This is a genomic window from Streptomyces sp. NPDC086077 (genome assembly GCF_040686175.1).
Classification (GTDB): Bacteria; Actinomycetota; Actinomycetes; order Streptomycetales; family Streptomycetaceae; genus Streptomyces.
Genome location: NZ_JBFBJT010000042.1, coordinates 23,212 through 41,535 on the forward strand (window position 1 = coordinate 23,212; position 18,324 = coordinate 41,535).

The 18,324-nt window shown below is 71.7% G+C and carries 18 protein-coding genes and 3 tRNA genes; 8 read left to right on the plus strand and 13 right to left on the minus strand.

What is annotated here, in order from left to right; translation table 11 throughout:
• Positions 1-54: 54 nt before the first annotated feature.
• Positions 55-128 (minus strand) — tRNA-Lys (locus AB0O67_RS14910).
• Between the two features lie 207 nt (positions 129-335).
• Between AB0O67_RS14910 and AB0O67_RS14915 the strand changes: the two genes are divergently transcribed.
• The 3 genes from AB0O67_RS14915 to AB0O67_RS14925 all read left to right on the plus strand — a co-directional run bounded on the left by AB0O67_RS14915 (position 336) and on the right by AB0O67_RS14925 (position 3,351).
• Complete coding sequence (locus AB0O67_RS14915; protein WP_365449917.1) at positions 336-1,469, plus strand: peptidoglycan-binding protein; 1,134 nt, start codon at positions 336-338, stop codon at positions 1,467-1,469.
• A gap of 49 nt (positions 1,470-1,518) precedes the next feature.
• A complete protein-coding gene (locus tag AB0O67_RS14920; protein WP_365449919.1) occupies positions 1,519-2,649 on the plus strand; it encodes an SPFH domain-containing protein in 1,131 nt (376 codons plus the stop codon).
• A 96-nt stretch (positions 2,650-2,745) separates the two neighbouring features.
• Positions 2,746-3,351, plus strand: a complete 606-nt coding sequence (locus tag AB0O67_RS14925) for a lytic polysaccharide monooxygenase (protein ID WP_365449921.1) — start codon at positions 2,746-2,748, stop codon at positions 3,349-3,351.
• Between the two features lie 54 nt (positions 3,352-3,405).
• Here the strand turns inward: AB0O67_RS14925 and AB0O67_RS14930 are convergent.
• The 6 genes from AB0O67_RS14930 to ehuB form a co-directional block, all read right to left on the minus strand.
• Positions 3,406-3,479 (minus strand) — tRNA-Lys (locus AB0O67_RS14930).
• 100 nt (positions 3,480-3,579) lie between these two features.
• The gene (locus AB0O67_RS14935) at positions 3,580-4,338 is read right to left on the minus strand and encodes an IclR family transcriptional regulator C-terminal domain-containing protein (RefSeq protein WP_365449923.1); all 759 of its coding nucleotides are present in this window, start codon (positions 4,336-4,338) and stop codon (positions 3,580-3,582) included.
• A gap of 205 nt (positions 4,339-4,543) precedes the next feature.
• Complete coding sequence (ehuA, locus tag AB0O67_RS14940; protein ID WP_365449925.1) at positions 4,544-5,332, minus strand: ectoine/hydroxyectoine ABC transporter ATP-binding protein EhuA; 789 nt, start codon at positions 5,330-5,332, stop codon at positions 4,544-4,546.
• Positions 5,322-5,972, minus strand: a complete 651-nt coding sequence (gene ehuD, locus AB0O67_RS14945) for an ectoine/hydroxyectoine ABC transporter permease subunit EhuD (protein WP_365449927.1) — start codon at positions 5,970-5,972, stop codon at positions 5,322-5,324. Before ehuD ends, ehuA begins: the two co-directional genes overlap by 11 nt.
• A complete protein-coding gene (gene ehuC, locus AB0O67_RS14950; RefSeq protein WP_365449929.1) occupies positions 5,969-6,670 on the minus strand; it encodes an ectoine/hydroxyectoine ABC transporter permease subunit EhuC in 702 nt (233 codons plus the stop codon). The genes ehuD and ehuC overlap by 4 nt, the downstream gene beginning before the upstream one ends.
• On the minus strand, positions 6,667-7,608 hold the full coding sequence (gene ehuB, locus AB0O67_RS14955; protein WP_365449931.1) for an ectoine/hydroxyectoine ABC transporter substrate-binding protein EhuB: 942 nt from the start codon (positions 7,606-7,608) through the stop codon (positions 6,667-6,669). Before ehuB ends, ehuC begins: the two co-directional genes overlap by 4 nt.
• Before the next feature lie 119 nt (positions 7,609-7,727).
• Here ehuB and AB0O67_RS14960 point away from each other — a divergent pair, with 119 nt between their 5' ends.
• On the plus strand, positions 7,728-8,222 hold the full coding sequence (locus tag AB0O67_RS14960) for a DUF3830 family protein (protein ID WP_365449933.1): 495 nt from the start codon (positions 7,728-7,730) through the stop codon (positions 8,220-8,222).
• Here AB0O67_RS14960 and AB0O67_RS14965 read toward each other — a convergent pair.
• Positions 8,203-9,606 carry an amidase gene (locus AB0O67_RS14965; protein WP_365449935.1) on the minus strand — a complete coding sequence of 468 codons (1,404 nt, stop codon included), beginning with the start codon at positions 9,604-9,606 and terminating at the stop codon, positions 8,203-8,205. The two genes, AB0O67_RS14960 and AB0O67_RS14965, sit on opposite strands and share 20 nt — an antisense overlap.
• 17 nt (positions 9,607-9,623) lie before the next feature.
• Positions 9,624-10,571, minus strand: coding sequence for a D-2-hydroxyacid dehydrogenase (locus tag AB0O67_RS14970; protein WP_365449937.1), 948 nt, complete (start codon positions 10,569-10,571; stop codon positions 9,624-9,626).
• Between the two features lie 209 nt (positions 10,572-10,780).
• Here AB0O67_RS14970 and AB0O67_RS14975 point away from each other — a divergent pair, with 209 nt between their 5' ends.
• From AB0O67_RS14975 to AB0O67_RS14985, 3 genes are all read left to right on the plus strand, one after another.
• Positions 10,781-11,596 carry an aspartate/glutamate racemase family protein gene (locus AB0O67_RS14975; RefSeq protein ID WP_365449939.1) on the plus strand — a complete coding sequence of 272 codons (816 nt, stop codon included), beginning with the start codon at positions 10,781-10,783 and terminating at the stop codon, positions 11,594-11,596.
• Entirely contained in the window at positions 11,593-12,324 is a 732-nt protein-coding gene (locus tag AB0O67_RS14980; protein ID WP_365449941.1) for an aspartate/glutamate racemase family protein, read from the plus strand. The genes AB0O67_RS14975 and AB0O67_RS14980 overlap by 4 nt, the downstream gene beginning before the upstream one ends.
• A gap of 105 nt (positions 12,325-12,429) precedes the next feature.
• On the plus strand, positions 12,430-13,560 hold the full coding sequence (locus AB0O67_RS14985; protein WP_365449943.1) for an LLM class flavin-dependent oxidoreductase: 1,131 nt from the start codon (positions 12,430-12,432) through the stop codon (positions 13,558-13,560).
• Here AB0O67_RS14985 and AB0O67_RS14990 read toward each other — a convergent pair.
• The gene (locus tag AB0O67_RS14990; protein WP_365449945.1) at positions 13,539-15,374 is read right to left on the minus strand and encodes an EAL domain-containing protein; all 1,836 of its coding nucleotides are present in this window, start codon (positions 15,372-15,374) and stop codon (positions 13,539-13,541) included. The two genes, AB0O67_RS14985 and AB0O67_RS14990, sit on opposite strands and share 22 nt — an antisense overlap.
• Before the next feature lie 337 nt (positions 15,375-15,711).
• On the opposite strand from AB0O67_RS14990, the gene AB0O67_RS14995 reads away from it, so the two are divergent.
• Entirely contained in the window at positions 15,712-17,055 is a 1,344-nt protein-coding gene (locus tag AB0O67_RS14995; protein ID WP_365449947.1) for a M6 family metalloprotease domain-containing protein, read from the plus strand.
• Positions 17,056-17,113: 58 nt separating this feature from the next.
• Here AB0O67_RS14995 and AB0O67_RS15000 read toward each other — a convergent pair.
• The 3 genes from AB0O67_RS15000 to AB0O67_RS15010 all read right to left on the minus strand — a co-directional run bounded on the left by AB0O67_RS15000 (position 17,114) and on the right by AB0O67_RS15010 (position 18,287).
• Positions 17,114-17,187: transfer RNA gene (locus AB0O67_RS15000), tRNA-Lys, on the minus strand.
• Positions 17,178-17,759, minus strand: coding sequence for a hypothetical protein (locus AB0O67_RS15005; protein ID WP_365449949.1), 582 nt, complete (start codon positions 17,757-17,759; stop codon positions 17,178-17,180). Before AB0O67_RS15005 ends, AB0O67_RS15000 begins: the two co-directional genes overlap by 10 nt.
• A 165-nt stretch (positions 17,760-17,924) precedes the next feature.
• Positions 17,925-18,287, minus strand: coding sequence for a hypothetical protein (locus tag AB0O67_RS15010; protein WP_365449951.1), 363 nt, complete (start codon positions 18,285-18,287; stop codon positions 17,925-17,927).
• Positions 18,288-18,324: the final 37 nt, after the last annotated feature.

The following is an 18,324-nucleotide window of genomic DNA, read 5'->3' on the forward strand; positions in this document are numbered from 1 at the left end:
CCTCCTCCGCCCATGCAAAAGGCCCCTCACCACTATGAGGGGCCTCGCTGTCGGTGCGCCGCCAGGGACTCGAACCCCGGACCCGCTGATTAAGAGTCAGCTGCTCTAACCAACTGAGCTAGCGGCGCCTGCTGACGTCGTTAACTCTACATGACCTCCCGGGGTGCTCCCGACCACCGGAGAGGGGTCGGACGGGCCCGGGGCGGGGCCTGGGGCGAGGGGCCCGGGGGGTGTACATCATTCGGACCGTCAACATGCGCGCCCGGAAGACAGTTGTGAAACTGATCAACGTGCATAGGCCCGGAAATTCTCGGCAGGAGTGTGAGGGGAATCGCATGGAGACTCCGGTATTCGAGGAAATCGATCCCGTGAGCGACTGTGACTGCCCCGGATGCGCCCACTGGCGCCGCGTCCTTCCGCACTCCACTCCGCACCGCCCCTCCGCCCATCCCGCCGCCCGGCGCGCCCTCGCCCTTGCCGCGCTGACCTCCGCGACCCTCGGCGTCGGCCACACGGCGCCCGCCCTCGCGGCCGCCCACGCCCCCGTGCGGCCCGGCGTTCCCGCAGATGAGGAGCCTGAGACCCCCCAGGGCGGGACGGCTCCGCTGCACGGTCCGGCCGGGACGCCGGGCAAACCGTCGGACGCCGGGAAGACGCCCGAGACGACCCGCGAGGAGATCATCAGGCGGGCCCAGAAATGGGTCGACGCGAAGGTGCCGTACAGCATGACCTCCTACTGGTCGGACGGTTACCGGCAGGACTGCTCGGGCTATGTCTCGATGGCCTGGGGCCTGCCGCAGAACGAATGGACGGGCTCGCTCCACACCTTCGGCACCCGTATCGCCAAGGCGGAACTCCAGCCCGGCGACATGCTGCTGTTCCACAACCCCGACAACCCGGAGAACGGCTCGCACGTCGTCCTCTTCGGCGGCTGGACCGACCACACCCGGACGTCCTACATCGCCTACGAGTCGACCCGCCCGCACGCCCGCAGGGCCGTGACCCCGTACGCCTACTGGAGCAACTCCGCCCGGTACGTCCCGTATCGCTACAAGGGCGTGGTGGAGACCCCGCCCGCGACCCCACCGGAGACCCCGCCCGTGACTCCTCCCGAGACCCCGCCCGCGACGCCGTCCCAGACCCCGGCACTGCCCTGGACCGACCCGAGGCGGGGCGGCAGGCGGGCCGCCGCACCCCACGCGGGGGCCCAGGCGCCCGCCTCGCACGGAGTGCCGGGCTATCCGGGCCGCGCGATGTTCCGGCCCGGCGCCGACAACCCGCACGTCACCCGGCTCGGCAGGCAGCTGGTGAAGAAGGGGTTCGGCAGGCACTACCCGAACGGGCCGGGCCCGCGCTGGAGCGAGGCGGACCGGCGAGCGGTCGAGGCCTTCCAGCGCACCCAGGGCTGGCGGGGCGGTGCCGCGGACGGCTACCCGGGGCCCGAGACCTGGCGCCGGCTCTTCTCCTGACCTGCTGTTCCCCCCACGAACGCATCTGGCGCGGAGGCTGGAGACACGCATGACCACGACCACTCCCCAGACACCCGACCCTGGGGGAGCCGAGCAGACCCCACCGCCTCCGGCCCGGTCCACCCGGGTGATCCACAACGAGGCGACCACCGAGATCCCCGTCCATCTGCTGTTCCGTGACGACCCGGACCCGGTGTCCGTGCAGCTGCGGCCGGCCGTCGTGAACCGCCGGCAGGGCACGGGCGAGCAGCCGCGGCTGCGCCGTCCGGTGCCCGCGCGGGCCCGTCCGGTGCCGCAGGTCGACCCCGATCTGGTGGAACGGCCCGCGCGGGTGCTGCCCGCCTCGGTCGGGGTGCTCGCCGGGGCCGCGGGGGCGGCCGGGGGCGTGCTCACCTCGTGGTGGGCGGGTGCGATGCCGCCGGTCGTGGCCACGGCGCTGGGGCTGCCGGCCTCGGCGGGCGCCGGTCCCGGTCCGGCGCAGTGGGCGGCGTACGCCGGGGCCGGGGCGCTGGGACTCTTCGGGTTCGGCGGGCTGGCGCGGGGGCGGACCGGGCGGGCCTGGGTGCTGGGGATGTTCGGCCGCTACCGGGGGACCGTCCGGCGGACCGGTCTGATGTGGGTGAACCCGCTGCTGCTGCGCCGCCGGGTCGACGTACGGCTGCGGCACTGGCGCAGTGAGCCGATGCCGGCGGCCGACGGGAGCGGGGTCGCGCTGCGGGTCGTGGTCCTGGTGGTGTGGCGGGTGCGGGACACCGCGCGGGCGGTGCTGGCGGTGGAGGACCACGAGTCGTATCTGCGGGTGTGCGTGGAGGCGGCGCTGGCGCGGGTGCCGGTGGAGATGCCGGGCGCGGCGAAGCCCGCGGTGGACGCGGCGGCCGACGCGTTGACCCGGCTGGTGGCGGCGGACTCGACGCCGGTGGGCCTCGAGGTGTTCTCGGTGCAACCGGTGCGGGTCGAGTACGCCCCCGAGGTGGCCGCCGCGATGCACCGCCGCCGGATCGCCGCGCTGGACGCCCAGCATCGGAACAGCGTGCTGACCTCGGTGGTGGACTCGGTGGAGGACACCGTGACCCGGCTGACCATGCGAGGGCTCGTGGCGCTGGACGACAACGAACGCAAGGTGCTGGTCAAGGACTTGACGGTGGCGTTCTGCGCGGGCCGGGGAGAAACCGGTCCGTGATTGGTGTGGACATGTTCAACTAACGGCAATAAACTCAGGCTTGGTCTAGACCTGCAAGCTCAGTGAACTTCCCCCACGTTCTCCAGGAGCGGCAGTATGCGCAAAAAGACCAAGTTGTCCGCCGTGATGGTGGGTATGGCGACCACCGGTGCCCTGGTGCTCTCCTCCGGCGGAGCCAGTGGTCACGGCTACACCGACCTGCCCATCAGCAGGCAGAAGCTGTGTCAGAACGGCAGCGTGACCAACTGCGGCAACATCCAGTGGGAGCCGCAGAGCGTCGAGGGACCGAAGGGCTTCCCTTCCTCCGGCCCGGCCGACGGGCGGATCTGCTCCGGCAACAACGGGCAGTTCGGCCAGCTCGACAGCCCGCGCACCCCCTCGGGCGCCGCATGGCCGGCGACCAAGGTGAACGGCGGCCAGAGCTACTCGTTCCGCTGGCAGTTCACCGCCATGCACTCCACCACCGACTTCAAGTACTACGTCACCAAGCCGGGCTGGAACCAGAACCACAACCTCGCCCGGTCCGACCTCAACCTGACCCCGTTCCTCACGGTCCCCTACAACAACCAGCGTCCGCCACAGACCCTCTCGCACAGTGGCACCCTGCCGTCCGGGCTCAGCGGCCGGCACGTCATCGTCGCGGTGTGGACGATCGCGGACACGGCCAACGCGTTCTACGCCTGCTCGGACGTCACGTTCTGAGTGTGCCGGACACGCGAAGGAGCCCCTCGCTTACCGCGAGGGGCTCCTGCGTTGTGCGCCGCCAGGGACTCGAACCCCGGACCCGCTGATTAAGAGTCAGCTGCTCTAACCAACTGAGCTAGCGGCGCATGACTCCCGCCGTCCGCGTTCCGCGGCCGACGACGTAGAAAATAGTACCCGGTCCGCGCGGGTGCTCCTGACCACCGCCCGAGGGAGCCGGGGCGGACCCTAGAGCGCCAGGGAGAGCAGAACCGGGGCCGCGTTGCGGTTCAGGGTGTCGGCCGCCTGGCGCAGCCGGTGGGCGTGCTCGACCGGGAGCGACAGGGCCAGACAGCCCACCGCGGCGCCGGCGGTGATCGGGACGGCCGCGCAGACCGTGCCGATCGCGTACTCCTGGAGGTCGAGCACCGGCACCGTGGGCGGCTGGGCCTCCAGCCGGGAGAGCAGCACCTTGTCGCTGGTGATCGTGCGCGAGGTGAGGCGGGCCATCTTGTGCCGGGCGAGGTGGTCGCGGCGGCCGTTGTGGTCCAGCTGGCCGAGCAGGCTCTTGCCGACCGCCGTGGCGTGCGCCGAGAAGCGGAAGTCGACCCACTCGTTGACCGCCGGGGTGGCCGGGCCGGCCGCGTACTGGGTGACCCGGACCTCGCCGTCGACGTAGCGGCTGATGTAGACGGCCGCGCCGACGGAGTCCCGCAGCCGGTCCAGGGCGCGCTGGAGCTGCTCGCGCAGGGCCTCGTCGTGGTGGTGCGCGGAGCCGAGGCGGGCGAGCGCCGCGCCGGTGACGTACGCCCCGTCGGCGTCCTGGTCGACGTACCCTTCGCGGCGCAGCATCCGCAGCAGTCCCGTCAGCCGCTCCGCGCGCAGGCCCGTTCGGCGGGCGATCCCGGTGACGGTGACTCCGGCGGAGTGCCGTGCCACCGTCTCCAGAACGCGCAGCGCGTCCTGCGCCGAGTGGTACGGCACGGTCGGCTCGTGCTTCAGCGCCACGGTCTCCCCCTGCGCTCGCTCGCTTCCGTCCTGGGCCTGCTCTCGCCCTCCACGATAACCGGCAAGAGGCCGGTAGTGAGCGGCAGTTGACGAGATGACGACCCCCCTAGCAGGGGCGTAGCCACTTGGCATATGCCGACGGAATGCCCCGCCGCCCCGACCTCGGGTGATGGTACCGGCGCGTAGTGTGACGGACCGGAAAAAATCACAGCACCGCGCTCAGGAACTCCCGCGTCCTCTCGTGCTCGGCGTCACCGAAGATCTTCTCCGGCGGGCCCGACTCGATGACCCGCCCCGAGTCGAACATCAGGACCTGGTCGGAGATGTCCCGGGCGAAGTTCATCTCGTGGGTCACGCAGAGCATCGTGATGTCGGTGCTGCGCGCGATGTCCCGCAGCACGTCCAGGACGCCCGCGACCAGCTCCGGGTCCAGCGCGGAGGTCACCTCGTCGAGGAGCAGCACCTGCGGGCGCATCGCCAGGGCCCGCGCGATCGCCACCCGCTGCTGCTGCCCGCCGGACAGCTGGGACGGCTTCGCGTCACATTTGTCGGCGAGGCCCACCAGGTCCAGCAGCTCGCGTGCGCGCGCCTCCGCCTCGTCCTTCGACAGGCCGAGCACGGTGACCGGCGCCTCGGTGACGTTGCGCAGCACGGACATGTTCGGGAACAGGTTGAACTGCTGGAAGACCATGCCGATCTTCTTGCGGACCTCACGGATCTGCTTCTCCGGCGCGGGGAAGAGCTTGTCCCCGTCCACGGTGATCGTGCCCTCGTCGGGCTTGATCAGGGTCATCAGCATCCGCAGGATCGTGGTCTTGCCCGACCCGGACGGGCCGATCAGGGTGACGTGCCGACCCGCGTCGACGGAGAAGTCGAGGTGGTCGAGGACGAGGTTGTCGCCGAACCGCTTGCTCACCTGCTCCAGCCGGATCAGCTCGGCGGTCTTGCTCGTGACGGGGTTCTTCTCCGGGTTGGGGAGGGTCTCAGTGGGCAAGGCGTCGCTCCAGGGCTCGCAGAACAAGGGAGGCCAGATAGGAAATGACGATGAAGGCCACGCCGATCACCGTCAGGGGCTCGGTGAAGCGGAAGGTCTCCTGGGAGAACAGCCGGGCCTCGCCGAGCATCTCCAGCACCGTGATCGCCATCAGCATCGGCGTGTCCTTCAGCATGGAGATCACGTAGTTGCCGAGGGCGGGCACCACCCGGCGGACCGCCTGCGGAAGGATCACCGCCGTCCAGGTCCGCCTCAGCGGCAGGTTCAGCGCCGTCGCGGCCTCCCACTGGCCGACGGGCACCGCCTCGATGCCGGCCCGGTAGACCTGCATCGTGTACGTCGAGTAGTGCAGCCCGATGCCGATCACACCGGTGGTCAGGGCCGAGGCCGTCACGCCCCACTCGGGCAGCACGTAGAACAGGAAGAACAGCTGTACCAGCAGCGGGGTGTTCCGGACGAACTCGGTGACCACGCCGACGGGCCAGGTCACCCAGCGGCTCGGTACCCGCATCAGCAGGGCCCACACCAGGCCCAGGACGAAGGAGATCAGCGAGCCGATCACCAGGATCTGCAGGGTGACCAGCAGACCGTCCCAGAAGTGCGGCATGAAGTCCGTGACCGCGTTCCAGTCCCAGTTCATCGGACCCCCTCCACCACGGCCGGCTCAGGCGTTCGGGCCTTGCGCTGCGGCGCCTTGCCGACCCCGGCCTTCAGCTTCTTCTCCAGCCCGCGCATCATCCGGGTGAGCAGGAAGGCGATCACGAAGTAGATGAGCAGGATGTACGTGTAGATCTCCGCGCTCTCCTGGAGGGCGAGGCGCACCAGGTTGCCGCTGAAGGCCAGGTCGCCCATGCCCATGATCGACACCAGCGCGGTGCCCTTGAGCAGCTCGATCAGCAGGTTGCAGAACGGCGGGATCATCTCCGGCACGGCCTGCGGCAGCAGGATCAGCCGCATCCGCTGCCACGGGGTGAAGCTGAGCGCGATCCCGCCCTCCCGCTGCGCCGGGTCGACGGCGTTCAGCGCGCCGCGCACGATCTCGGAGCCGTACGCCCCGTAGGTCAGACCCAGCGCCAGGGTGCCCGCCCACAGCGGGACCAGCTGCCAGCCGAAGGCGGGCGGCAGCACGAAGAACACCCAGAAGATCATCACCAGCGCTGAGGTGCCACGGAACACCTCGGTGTAGAGGCCCGCGAGGAAGCGGACGATCCGCAACCGGTGGGTGCGCGCCATGCCGACCGCGAAGGACACGGCGGTGGCCAGCAGCGTGCTGAGGACGAGCAGCTGGATCGTGACCCAGATGCCCTGAAGTACGAGTTCCCACAGTCCCGAGGTCATCCGCCGCACAGCTCCTTCGCGGTCAGATCCGTCATCTCTTCCTCGGTGAACCCGAAGGGCCTCAGGATGCGCAGCAGTTCGCCGCTCTCCTTGAGCTTTCGCAGCTCCCGGTTGAAGGCGTCCCGCAGCCCGGTCTCGGTGGGCCGGAAGGCGAAACCGCCGCCGTCGACGTGCGGCCTGCCGTCGACGATCGGCTTGAAGGGCTCGGTCGTCTCGGCCTTGGCGGACTTCTTCACCACCTCGCGGGTGGTCAGCGCCGTCCCGGCGAACACGTCCACGCGCCCGGCCTCGACGGCGTTCAGCCCGGCCACCTGGTCGGGCACGATGAGGATGTCGCTCTCCTCGTAGCCCGCCTGCACGGCGTACTCGATCTCGGCGTAGCCGGTGCCGGTGGCGAACCTGGCCTTCTTCTCGACGACGTCCCGGTAGTCGCGCAGCCCGAGCGGGTTGCCCTTGCGCACGATGAAGGAGTCGAGCATCTGGTAGTCGGGGTCGGAGAAGATGACCTGTTCGCAGCGCTCTGGGTTGATGTACATCCCAGCGGCCACGACATCGAACTGCTGGGAGTTCAGGCCCGGAATGAGCGAGCCGAACTCGGTCGGCACGGGCTGCACCCGGTCCACCCCGAGCCGCTTGAAGATCACCCTGGCCAGCTCGGGCGCCTCGCCGGTCAGTTCGCCGTCCCTGTCGATGTACCCGAACGGGATCTCGCCCGCGATGCCCAGGCGCACGACACCGGCGGCCTTCAGCCGGTCGAGCAGGTCACCGCCCTGCGTGCCGGACGCGGTGGCCACCCGGCTGCAGCCGGCGGCGCCCAGCGCGCCGAGCGCCGCGACCCCCGCGAGCAGCGATCGGCGGGTGGGCCCGAAGAGGCGTCCCGGGACGGGTTCGGATATGTGGTCGGTGTTTCTCGTCGGGCTTCTGCGTGGTGGAGCCATGGGCGCGCGGCTACCCGACCGCACGCGGGTTATGCCGATCTTTTCAAGCCCCGCACCCTCCGGGGCCGGGTGCGCGGGCCCCCTTGACCGCGCCGCCGCCGGGCACTCCCATGGAACCCATGGCTGATCGCTACATCGAGGTCTCGCTGGACAAACGCGCCGTCACCTGCACGGCCAGGCTGCTCGACGAGCGGGCGCCGATCACCTGCGCGGCCGTCTGGGACGCCCTGCCGTTGTCCGGTGACGTCTACCACGCCAAATACGCCCGCAACGAGATCTACGGCCTCTTCCCGCCCTTCGCGGCATCCGAGCCACCACTGGAAAATCCGACAGTAACTCCCATTCCGGGTGATCTGTGCTATTTCGCCTTCGCCGGTACGGAGTTGGGCACGAAGGCCTACGGCTACGACCGCGAGGTCCGCGCCGGTACGACCGTCGTGGACCTCGCGCTCTTCTACGAACGCAACAACCTGCTGCTCAACGGCGACGTCGGCTGGGTCCCCGGCATCGTCTGGGGGCAGATCGTGGAAGGCCTGCCCGCGATGGCCGAGGCCTGCAACGACCTGTGGCGGACCGGCGCGGCCGGGGAGACGCTCAGCTTCCGGCGGGCCTGACCCCGGCGGCGGCACCGGCCTCGTACAGCGCGTGCGCGGCCCGCAGGACCAGGTCGTCCCGGTGCCGGGCCGCCACCAGCTGCATCCCGATCGGCAGGCCGTCCCCGTCCGTCCCGACGGGCACGGTCGCCGCGGGCTGCTGCGTCATGTTGAACGGGTAGGTGAACGGGGTCCAGCCCGTCCACCGCCGGTGCCCGGACCCCTTCGGCACCTCGGCGCCCGCCTCGAAGGCCGTGATCGGCAGGGTCGGGGTGACCAGCAGGTCGTAGGTGTCGTGGAAGCGGCCCATCCGGCGGCCCAGATCCATCCGGACGTCCACCGCGGCCAGATAGTCCAGCGCCGTGTACCGGGCTCCCCGCGCGCAGATCTCCCGCAGCCCCGCGTCCAGCAGCGCGCGCTGCTCCGGCCCGAGCCGCTGGGTCACCCGGGCGGCCCCGCTGAACCACAGGGTGTGGAAGGCCTCCACCGGGTCGGTCAGGTCGGGATCGGTCTCCTCGACGTACGCGCCGAGCTCCGCCAGCCGCTGCACCCCCCGCCGTACCGCCGCCGCGACCGCCGGCCGTACCGCCACCTGCCCGCCCAGCGACGGCGAGTACGCCACCCGGAGCCCGCGCACGCCGGCCGCCAGAGCGCCGGTGAAGGCCGTGGCCGTCGGCGGCAGCCCCGACCAGTCGCGGGAGTCCGGGCCGCCGATCACATCCATCAGCAGCGCCGCGTCCGCCGCGTCCCGGGTCATCGGCCCCACGTGCGCCAGCGTCCCGAACGCGCTCGCCGGGTACAGCGGCACGCGCCCGTACGTCGGCTTCAGCGCGAAGATCCCGCAGAACGCCGCCGGGATGCGCACGCTGCCGCCGCCGTCGGTGCCGAGCGCCAGCGGTCCCGCGCCGAGCGCCACGGCCGCCGCCGCGCCCCCGCTGGAGCCGCCCGCGGTGCGCGTCAGGTCGTACGGGTTGCGCGTCACCCCGGAGGCCGGCGAGTCCGTGACGCCCTTCCAGCCGAACTCGGGCGTCGTCGTCTTGCCGAGGAACACCGCGCCGTGCTCGCGCAGCCGGGCCACGGAGGGGGCGTCCTCGTCCCAGCGGCCCTCGGGACCGACCGTCCGCGAGCCGCGCAGGGTCGGGGCGCCGCGCAGCAGCAGGATGTCCTTCACCGTGACCGGCACCCCGTCGAGCAGCCCGTCCGGTGCGCCGCGCCGCCATCGCTCCTCGGACTCCCGGGCCCGGCGCAGCGCGTCCTCGGCGGTCAGCCGGACGAAGGCGTTCACCTCCGGCTGGATCGCCTCGGCCCGCTCCAGCGTCGCGCGGGCCGCCTCCACCGGGCTGAACTCGCCCTTGCGGTAACCGTCGAGGAGCCGTACGGCGGTCAGCTCGGTGAGCTCGGTCATCCACCCTCCCAGGAACGTCAGTGTCCGGGTACATACCCACGCTGTTTGTCCACCACGTTCGGCAGCGGCCGCCCCGCCTCCCACGCGTCGTACAACTCCACGAACTGGGCGCCGAGTTCGTCCCGCCAGCCCACGGTGTCGCCGCTCATGTGCGGGGACACGATCAGGTTCGGGACCTGCCACAACGGGCTGTCCGGCGGCAGGGGTTCGGCGTCGAAGACGTCCAGGGCGGCACCCGCGATCCAGCGCTTGGCCAGCGCCTCGGCGAGCGCCTCCGCGACCACCAGCGGCCCGCGGCCGACGTTGACGAAGCGGGCGGAGGGCTGCATCATCCCGAAGCGGCGCGCGTCGAACATGCCGTGCGTCTGCTCCGTGAGCGGCGCCGCCGCGATCACCCAGTCGGCGCGGGCCATCAGCCGGTCCAGGTCGTCGGGGCCGTGCACGCCGGTGCGCGGGGTGCGGCCGACCAGGGCGGTGGTGACGCCGAGCGCCTTGAGGGTGCGCACGATCGCCCGTCCGATCGGCCCGGAGCCCACCACGACCGCCCGGCCCCCGCCGACCTTCTGCGACTCACGGTGCCGCCAGATCCGCTCCCGCTGGAACTCCAGGGTGCGCGGCAGGTCCTTGGCCATCGCCAGCACCAGGGCGGCGACGTACTCGGCGATCGGCTGGTCGAAGATGCCGCGCGCGTTCGTCACCACGGTGTCGCAGGCGGCGAGTTCCGGACACATCAGGTGGTCCACACCGGCGCTCGCGGTGTGCACCCAGCGGGGCCGTGGCCCGTCGCCCGGCCATGCCGCGCGCACGGCGTGCGAGGTGAAGTCCCACACGAGCAGCACATCGGCGTGCGGCAGCCGCTCGGCGAGCCCCGCCGCGTCCGTGTGCTCGATCCGGGCACGGCCGGTGAGGCGGCCCAGCCGGGGGAGGGGTTCGGCGTCCAGGACGAGCAGGGTGGGAGTGGGCATGAGCAGCCGTTTCTCCAGCCGTTCGCGGGGGGCGGCCGACCGTGGGGGCGACGGCCGGTGACGACGTGTCAACGGGGTTCAACCGCGTGTTGACCTGGGAGTGATCCAGGCGGATTGACCACGCTCGCACCCGAACCTACCGTCGTCAACACGGGCGTTCCCCACGATCCGTTGCCCACTCGTCTCCGAGCGTGAGGCCGGTGCCTGCCATGGACGTCGCTTTTCTCGGCGGACCGGCTCCGCAACGCGGAATCGGTGTCGTCGCCCCCTTCGACTTCGCGCTGGACCGCGAGCTGTGGCGCTGGGTGCCGGACGAGGTGTCCCTGCACGTCACCCGCACCCCGTACGTGCCGGTGGAGGTGAGCCTGGACCTGGCCCGCCTGGTCAGCGAGCACGAGACGCTGAGCGAGGCGGTGCGCACGCTGAACGCGGTCGAGCCCGAGGTGATCGGCTACGCCTGCACCTCGGGCAGCTTCGTCGGCGGCATCGTCGGCGAGCGCGCGATGTGCGAGGCGATGAGCCGGGCGGGCAACGTGCCGGCGATCACCACGTCGGGCGCGCTGCTGGAGGCGCTGGTCGAGCTGGACGTACGCCGGGTGGCGCTGGTGACCCCGTACACGGTCTCGGTGACGCGGGCGTTGGAGAGCTACGTCGCCGAGGCCGGCGTCGCCGTCACGGGCTGCGCCTTCATGGGGCTGACCCGGCACATCTGGAAGGTGCCCTACCGCGAGGTGGTGGACATGGCCCGGCGGGCGGTGCGGGGCGCCGCCGACGCCCTGTTCATCAGCTGCACCAACCTGCCGACCTACGACGTGATCCCGCAACTGGAGGCCGAGCTGCGCATACCGGTGATCTCGGCCAACCAAGTGACGATGTGGGCGGCACTGCGCCGACTGGGTACCCGTGCGGTGGGGCCGTATCAGGCGCTGATCGATCCGGCGGCGCGCACCGGTCCCGTCCTGTCGGGGGAGACCCCCGGCGCCGTAGTGCCGGAAGAAGAGCAGCAGCAGGAAGGCTGGACATGACAGCACTGGGATTCCTCTACCCGGGCCACTCCGCCGAGGACGACTATCCGCGCATCGAACAGCTCCTGGGCAGCGACATCCGGGTACACCTGGTGCACACCGACATCGGTGAGGACGCCCACCGGGTGGACGCCCTGCTCGAAATGGGCGCCCCGGCCCGCCTCGCCGCCGGCGTCCAGGAGCTTCGGCACGCCGGCGCCGACGCCGTGGTGTGGGCGTGCACCAGCGGCAGCTTCGTGCACGGCTGGGAGGGCGCCCACGAGCAGGTGCGCACCCTGGCCCAGGCCGCGGGCATGCCGGCGTCCTCGACGTCCTTCGCGTTCGTGCACGCCGTGCGGGAGGTCGGCGCGGGGCGGGTCGCGGTCGGGGCCACCTACCCCGAGGACGTGGCCCGGCTCTTCGTGGACTTCCTCGGGGCGGCCGGCATCGAGGTGACCGGCGTACGCAGCTCCGGGATCACCACGGCGGCCGAGGTCGGCACCTGGGGCGAGGCCGAGGTCTTCGCGCTGGCCCGTGCGGCCGACGCCCCCGACGCCCAGGCCGTCCTCCTCCCGGACACGGCGCTGCACACGGCCGCCCACATCCCGGCTCTGGAGAAGGAGCTCGGCAAGCCGGTCCTCACCGCCAACCAGGTCACCGTCTGGGAGGCGCTGCGGCTGGCGGACCGCCGGGTGAACGCGCCGCGGCTGGGGGCGCTGTTCACCAGGGAGCCGATCGTGCAGGTGTGAGGGAGCCGGCGGACACCCCGCGGACGCCGCCCGACGGGAATAAGCGGGGACCGTCTCCTGTTAGCGGCCTGAGGACACCGCACGGCCGAAACCAGGAGGCACCCCATGCCTTACGACCAGCACGACGAGCACGAAGAGCGCGGCGGGCGCGACGAGAACGGGATCCGCGGCACCGCACTCGGCACCGCTCCCGTCCCCCTCTCCGTACTCGATCTGGTCACCGTCGGCGCGGGCCGCACCGCCACCGACGCACTGCGCACGAGCGTCGCCCTGTCCCGGGTCGCGGAGGCCCGCGGCTTCCACCGGTACTGGGTCGCCGAGCACCACTCCATGCCGGGCGTCGCCTCCTCGTCCCCGGCCGTGATCCTCGCCCATCTCGCCGCCCACACCGAGCGCATCCGGCTCGGCTCGGGCGGCGTGATGCTGCCCAACCACGCCCCGCTGGTGATCGCCGAGCAGTTCGGCACGCTGGAGGCGATGGCCCCCGGCCGGATCGACCTGGGCCTCGGCCGCGCCCCCGGCACCGACGGCGCCACCGCGGCGGCCCTGCGCCGCACGGACCGTCTCAACGAGGGCGCCGACGACTTCCCCGAGCAGCTCGTCGAGCTGACCCGGTTCCTGGACGACGACTTCCCCGACGGCCACCCCTACCGGCGCATCCACGCGGTCCCCGGCCCCGTCCAGGCCACCTCGCCCGGCGGCGTGCAGTCCCCGCACCGCCCGCCGGTCTGGCTGCTCGGCTCCTCCGGATTCAGCGCCCGGCTGGCCGGCCTGCTCGGCCTGCCCTTCGCCTTCGCGCACCACTTCTCCGCGCAGAACACCATCCCCGCGCTCGACCTCTACCGGGAGTCCTTCAAGCCGTCCGCCCTCCTCGACGAGCCCTACGCCCTGATCGGCGTCTCCGCGCTCGCCACCGAGGACGAGAGGGAGGCCCGGCGCCAGGTCCGCGCCGCCGCGCTCAGCATGATCCGGCTGCGCACCGGACGGCCGGGTCTCGTGCCCACTCCGGAGGAGGCCGAGGCGCACGAGTTCAGCCCGCTGGAGGAGGAGTTCGTCACCTCCTGGAACGCCAACGTCATCCACGGCACACCGGACGAGGTCCGCGCGGGCCTCGACGGCCTCCACAAGCGCACCGGTGCCGACGAGTTGATGCTCACGGCCAACGCGCACACCGGCGAGATCCGGCTCCGTTCCTACGAACTCGTCGCGGACGCCTACGGATTGCCGACCGCCTGACCGGACGGACACGCCAGCAGTTCCGAGATGCGATCCGGCGGCACCGGCCGGGAGTACAGCCACCCCTGCCCGGTGTCGCACCCGATCCGGCGCAGCCGGCCGGCCTGCGAGGAGGTCTCGACGCACTCCGCCGTGACGGTCAGCCCCAGCCGGTGCGCCAGCTGGATCATCGCCTCGACGATGACCTCGTCGGCCGGACTGGCGTGGGTGCCCGCGTCCTCGTACTGGAAGCCCCGGACGAAGGATCCGTCCAGCTTCAGCACCGACACCGGCAGTCTGCTGAGGTAGGCGAGGTTGGAGTAGCCGGTGCCGAAGTCGTCGATGGCGATCCGGACACCCATGTCGCTGAGTGCCTGGAGTGCCTGCAACGGGCGGCCGGCGGAGCCCATCACCGCGGACTCGGTGAGCTCCAGCTGGAGCAGCTGCGGGGCGAGGCCCGTCTCGGCGAGGATCTCGGCGACGTCCGCGACCAGGTCGGAGTCCCATACCTGACGCACGGCGACGTTGACGGAGACGAACAGGGGTGGTTCGTCGGGACGTTCGAGCTGCCAGCGGCGGGCCTGGCGGCAGGCGGTGGCGAGCACCCAGCGGCCCAGCGGGACGATCGCGCCGTCCTCCTCCGCCAATCCGATGAACCGATTCGGCGTCAGCATGCCGAACTGCGGATGATTCCAACGGACCAACGCCTCGACCCCGCTGAGCCGCCCGTCCGCCATCCCGACCAGCGGCTGGTACTCCAGGACGAACTCGCCCCGGTCGATGGCCGGGCGCAGTGTGGAGGCGAGTGCCTGGCGGGTCATGCGGTGCGCGTTGCGCTCGGGGTCGAACAGCGTCCAGCGGGACTTGCCGTCCGCCTTCGCCCAGTACAGCGTGGTGTCGGCGGCCTGCATCAGACCGGTCGCGGTGGTACCGGCCGCCTGTCGCTCGACGACGCCGATCGACGCCGACAACGACAGCCGCTGACCCGCCAGATCGAAGGGTTCCTGGAGGGCCGTGAGCACCGACTCGGCCAGCTCCGCCAGTTGCTCGGTGCCCGTGGAGTCCTCGACCAGCAGCGCGAACTCGTCGCCGCCGAGCCTGGCCACCAGTGGCGCGCTCGCCCTGGCGAAACCGGCCTCGTCCGCACAGCGGCCGAGGCGCTCGGCCACGGCGGCGAGCAGCCGGTCGCCGACCCGGTGGCCGAGGGTGTCGTTGACCGCCTTGAAGCCGTCCAGGTCCAGGTAGCACAGGCCGATCCGGCCGGTGCCGCCCCGCTCGTACGACTCCACGTCGAGGGCGGCCGAGAGGCGCTCGAAGAACAGCGTGCGGTTGGGCAGCCGCGTCACCGGGTCGTGCATCTGCAAGTGCCGCAGCCTGCCCTGGAGTTCACGCCGCGCGCTGATGTCGGCGGCGGTCAGCAGCACGCCCCGCGCGCCGTCCGGCAGCGGGGCGACGGTGACCTGCACCCAGACGCTGTGCCCTTCGGGGTGCTTCAGCCGCCGGCTGCACCGCAGCTTGGCCTCCCGCCCGCGCAGCACCTCGCGGTACGCGTGCCAGGTACGGGCGTCGGAGGCCAGGTCGACCAGGTCGGCGGCGATCCGTCCGGTGAGGTCGCCGGGACCGGTGCCGAGGAGGTCGGCGAGTGCCGCGTTGGCGCTGACCACGAGGCCTTCGCGATCGACGACGGCCATCGCCAGTGGTGCGGCGGCGAAGGCGGATCGGTAGGAGTCGGAGGCGTCGACCCCGGTACTTCGCGACGCCTGCTGATTACTGTCTGTGACGGCCGGCCCGATGAGGTCTGCCGCGGGCGTCGGCCCTTCGGACGTTCCGCTCACCGCTCGCTCCCGCAGTGCACTCGATCTGCTCGATCTCTGCTCGATCTCTGTCCGGGCAGGAAAGGGTCAGGAAAGTGTGCCGATCATAGAGGGCCGCTCCCGCCGCTCGCAGCCCACTGTCCAGTGTCGCGGAACACGCGCGGAACGGCCCGCCCTCCTGACAGATCGTTTCTGCCCGCCTGAGGCCCGGTTCCCCCGCCCCTCGACCGATTGTGACGGACCGTGAGCGGTTCGGGGGTGTCGGCCGGTTTGGTGACCCCGTTCGGCCTCGGTGCCCTCACTCGTCCGGTGCAGGCAAACAGGGCATACAACAATAAATTCACACAGTCTGGATGCGGTGTCCCGCGAACCGCATCCGGAGGTCCATGTGCCGCGCCAGCTGCCCTTGGGGGAACGCACCCGTGAGGCCCTCCAGGGGCTCGGACGCGTCGCCGCCCGCCCCCGACTGCGCAGCACCGCGGCCGTGTTCACCACCCTGACGGCGGTGGCGGCGACCTCCCTCATCGCGTGCCCCTCGGTAGCGGAGCCCTTCGCGGCGGCGCCCTGCGCCCTGACCCGCACCCAGGCCCACCACTCCGAGGGCCTGGACACCTGGAACGCCGCCTACCCGCGGCCGGCCGGCACGCTGGACGCGGTGATGGTCTTCCTGTCCTTCCCGGACGCCCGCCCGCTGACCTCCCCCACCGAACTGGCCGCCGACCACTTCCCGGCCACCAGCCGCTACTTCGAACGAGCCTCCTACGGCAAGTTCCGACTCCGCTCCCACCCGGTGCGGCACTGGATCAGCATGCCGCGCCCCTCCACCGCCTACGCCATACAGCGTGACTGGGGCGCCGCCCACCGGTCCGCCTATCTGCGGGACGCGCTCGCCGTCGCCGACGGCCACGTCGACTTCTCGCGCTACGACGTCGTCTACTTCGTCGCCGACCCGCACGCCCCCGGCGTCGACTCGGACGCCACGAAGGTCGTCAACCTGGACACCCCGCTGCGCGCCGACGGCACCGACATCCGCCGGGTCGTCACGGTGTTCGAGAACCACCCGCCGGACCGGCTCGTCCTCGCCCACGAGACCGGCCATGTCTTCGACCTGCCGGACCTGTACCACCGCCCAGACGACGGAAAGGGTGACTGGGACACCCATGTGGGTGACTGGGACCTGATGGGCAGCCAGTTCGGACTGGCCCCGGATCTGTTCGGCTGGCACAAGTGGAAGCTGGGCTGGCTGGAGCCCCGGCAGGTGGTCTGCGTCCGGGGCGGCCCGCCCGTACGGCTGACGCTGGAGTCGCTCGGCGCCGCCCCCGGGCTGCCGTCCACCGCACCGGCCGGCGCCCCCGCGTTCGGGCTGGGCCGCGGTACCAAGCTGGCGGTGGTGCGCACGGGGTCCGACAGCGCCCTCGCCATCGAGGCCCGTGGCTCGGTCGGCAACGATCAGCAGAGCTGCCGCCAGGGTGTCCTCGTCTACCGCGTCCACGCCGGCGCCGAGTCCGGCGGCGGCCCGGTCCAGGTGATCGACGCCCACCCGCACACGGAGGCGTGCTGGGAGGGCTCGGTGTACCCACCCCTCGCGGACGCACCGGTCGCCCTCGGCGAGAGCTTCACCGTGCCGGGCACGACCGTGCGGCTGGACGTGGAGGGGCGCACGGCGTCCGGCGGGTGGACGGTGAAGATCGCCAACGGATAGCGGCTGCGCCCGGGCATGAGAAAGCCCCCCGCGTAGGCGAGGGGCTTTCTCGGTGTCGTGCGCCGCCAGGGACTCGAACCCCGGACCCGCTGATTAAGAGTCAGCTGCTCTAACCAACTGAGCTAGCGGCGCCTGCTGACGTCGTAGACCTTAGCATCCAGGTCGGGGGGAGGAAAAATCGATATCCGCACCGTTGAGCGGGCCGCTCGGACCGCCGCCCAGAGCAGGATTTCGGGGCCCGGGAGCCAGGGGTGACGGGTGTCGGGGGCGACGAGCCAGCGGGATCCGGAGGCCTGCTCGGACTCCGCGGCGGCGGGCGCGGGGACGGTGACCGCGTCGCCCGTTCCGTGGCAGAGGAGGGGCGGGATCGCGGCCGTCCGGCCGGGGGACGCCGGGGCCGTGGACCCCCACTCCTCCCACTCCAGCAGCGACGGCAGCCGCTGTGCCGTACCCGGGGTGGCGAACAGCAGCATCCGGCCCCGGAACACCGCGACCGGCCCCGAGCCCGGTCCGTCGTCCCACAACCGGTCCAGCATCCGGCGTCCGAAGATCGCGGGCGCGCTCACGATGTCGAAGGCGGAACCGCACGGCAGCACCACGGGCGCGTCCGGCTGCTCCTCCCAGAAGGCGAGGGTGCTGCGCGGATACGTTCCTGCCGAGGCGAGCCAGGCGGCGCCGTCCGAGGTCACTGTGCTGCTGCTCATGGCACCTACAGGTACCGGGAGTGAACGTCACGTTTCCAAGGGTTGCCGGAAACCGAGACAGGAGCGGCGGGAAGGGGTACCTTGCCCGGCTGGCATATGCCGAAAGGGTGGTCGTGGGGGCGGCATGAGCGACATCCGGCGGCCCATGGCCTCCGCCTCCGTCCCTCAGACGGGATCCGGGCCCCGCGCCTCGACGCCCCGCAGCAGATCCCGGCCGAACTCCACCATCTTCTTCGCGTAGTCCTCGGTCCACTCGGCCTGCTCGGCGATGTCCGCCGACGTCAGCCGGTCGAACCGGCGCGGATCGGCGAGCTGCGCCGCGGCCATGGCCTGGAACTCCACCGCCCGGTCCGCAGCGGCGCGGAACGCCTGTGTCAGCTCCGTGGCCCGTGCCAGCAGCGTCCGGGGGTCGTCGATGGACTCCAGGTCGAAGAAGTGCTCCGGATCGGAGGCCGCCTCCGCGGGCTCGAAGAGCAGGGGCGCGGGGCGTAGCCGCGGTTCGTTCCGACGCGGCGTGGGCTCCGCCATGTCCTCATCTCCTCCTCGTACGTTTCCGACGGCACCA

What these genes read in the sequence shown, in the direction of transcription:
- AB0O67_RS14915 (WP_365449917.1), top strand. Translation starts at nt 336, where the DNA reads ATGGAGACTCCGGTATTCGAGGAAATCGATCCCGTGAGCGACTGTGAC.
- AB0O67_RS14920 (WP_365449919.1), top strand. Translation starts at nt 1,519, where the DNA reads ATGACCACGACCACTCCCCAGACACCCGACCCTGGGGGAGCCGAGCAG.
- AB0O67_RS14925 (WP_365449921.1), top strand. Translation starts at nt 2,746, where the DNA reads ATGCGCAAAAAGACCAAGTTGTCCGCCGTGATGGTGGGTATGGCGACC.
- ehuD (WP_365449927.1), bottom strand. Translation starts at nt 5,972, where the DNA reads ATGAACTGGGACTGGAACGCGGTCACGGACTTCATGCCGCACTTCTGG.
- ehuC (WP_365449929.1), bottom strand. Translation starts at nt 6,670, where the DNA reads ATGACCTCGGGACTGTGGGAACTCGTACTTCAGGGCATCTGGGTCACG.
- ehuB (WP_365449931.1), bottom strand. Translation starts at nt 7,608, where the DNA reads ATGGCTCCACCACGCAGAAGCCCGACGAGAAACACCGACCACATATCC.
- AB0O67_RS14960 (WP_365449933.1), top strand. Translation starts at nt 7,728, where the DNA reads ATGGCTGATCGCTACATCGAGGTCTCGCTGGACAAACGCGCCGTCACC.
- AB0O67_RS14965 (WP_365449935.1), bottom strand. Translation starts at nt 9,606, where the DNA reads ATGACCGAGCTCACCGAGCTGACCGCCGTACGGCTCCTCGACGGTTAC.
- AB0O67_RS14970 (WP_365449937.1), bottom strand. Translation starts at nt 10,571, where the DNA reads ATGCCCACTCCCACCCTGCTCGTCCTGGACGCCGAACCCCTCCCCCGG.
- AB0O67_RS14975 (WP_365449939.1), top strand. Translation starts at nt 10,781, where the DNA reads ATGGACGTCGCTTTTCTCGGCGGACCGGCTCCGCAACGCGGAATCGGT.
- AB0O67_RS14980 (WP_365449941.1), top strand. Translation starts at nt 11,593, where the DNA reads ATGACAGCACTGGGATTCCTCTACCCGGGCCACTCCGCCGAGGACGAC.
- AB0O67_RS14985 (WP_365449943.1), top strand. Translation starts at nt 12,430, where the DNA reads ATGCCTTACGACCAGCACGACGAGCACGAAGAGCGCGGCGGGCGCGAC.
- AB0O67_RS15005 (WP_365449949.1), bottom strand. Translation starts at nt 17,759, where the DNA reads ATGAGCAGCAGCACAGTGACCTCGGACGGCGCCGCCTGGCTCGCCTCG.
- AB0O67_RS15010 (WP_365449951.1), bottom strand. Translation starts at nt 18,287, where the DNA reads ATGGCGGAGCCCACGCCGCGTCGGAACGAACCGCGGCTACGCCCCGCG.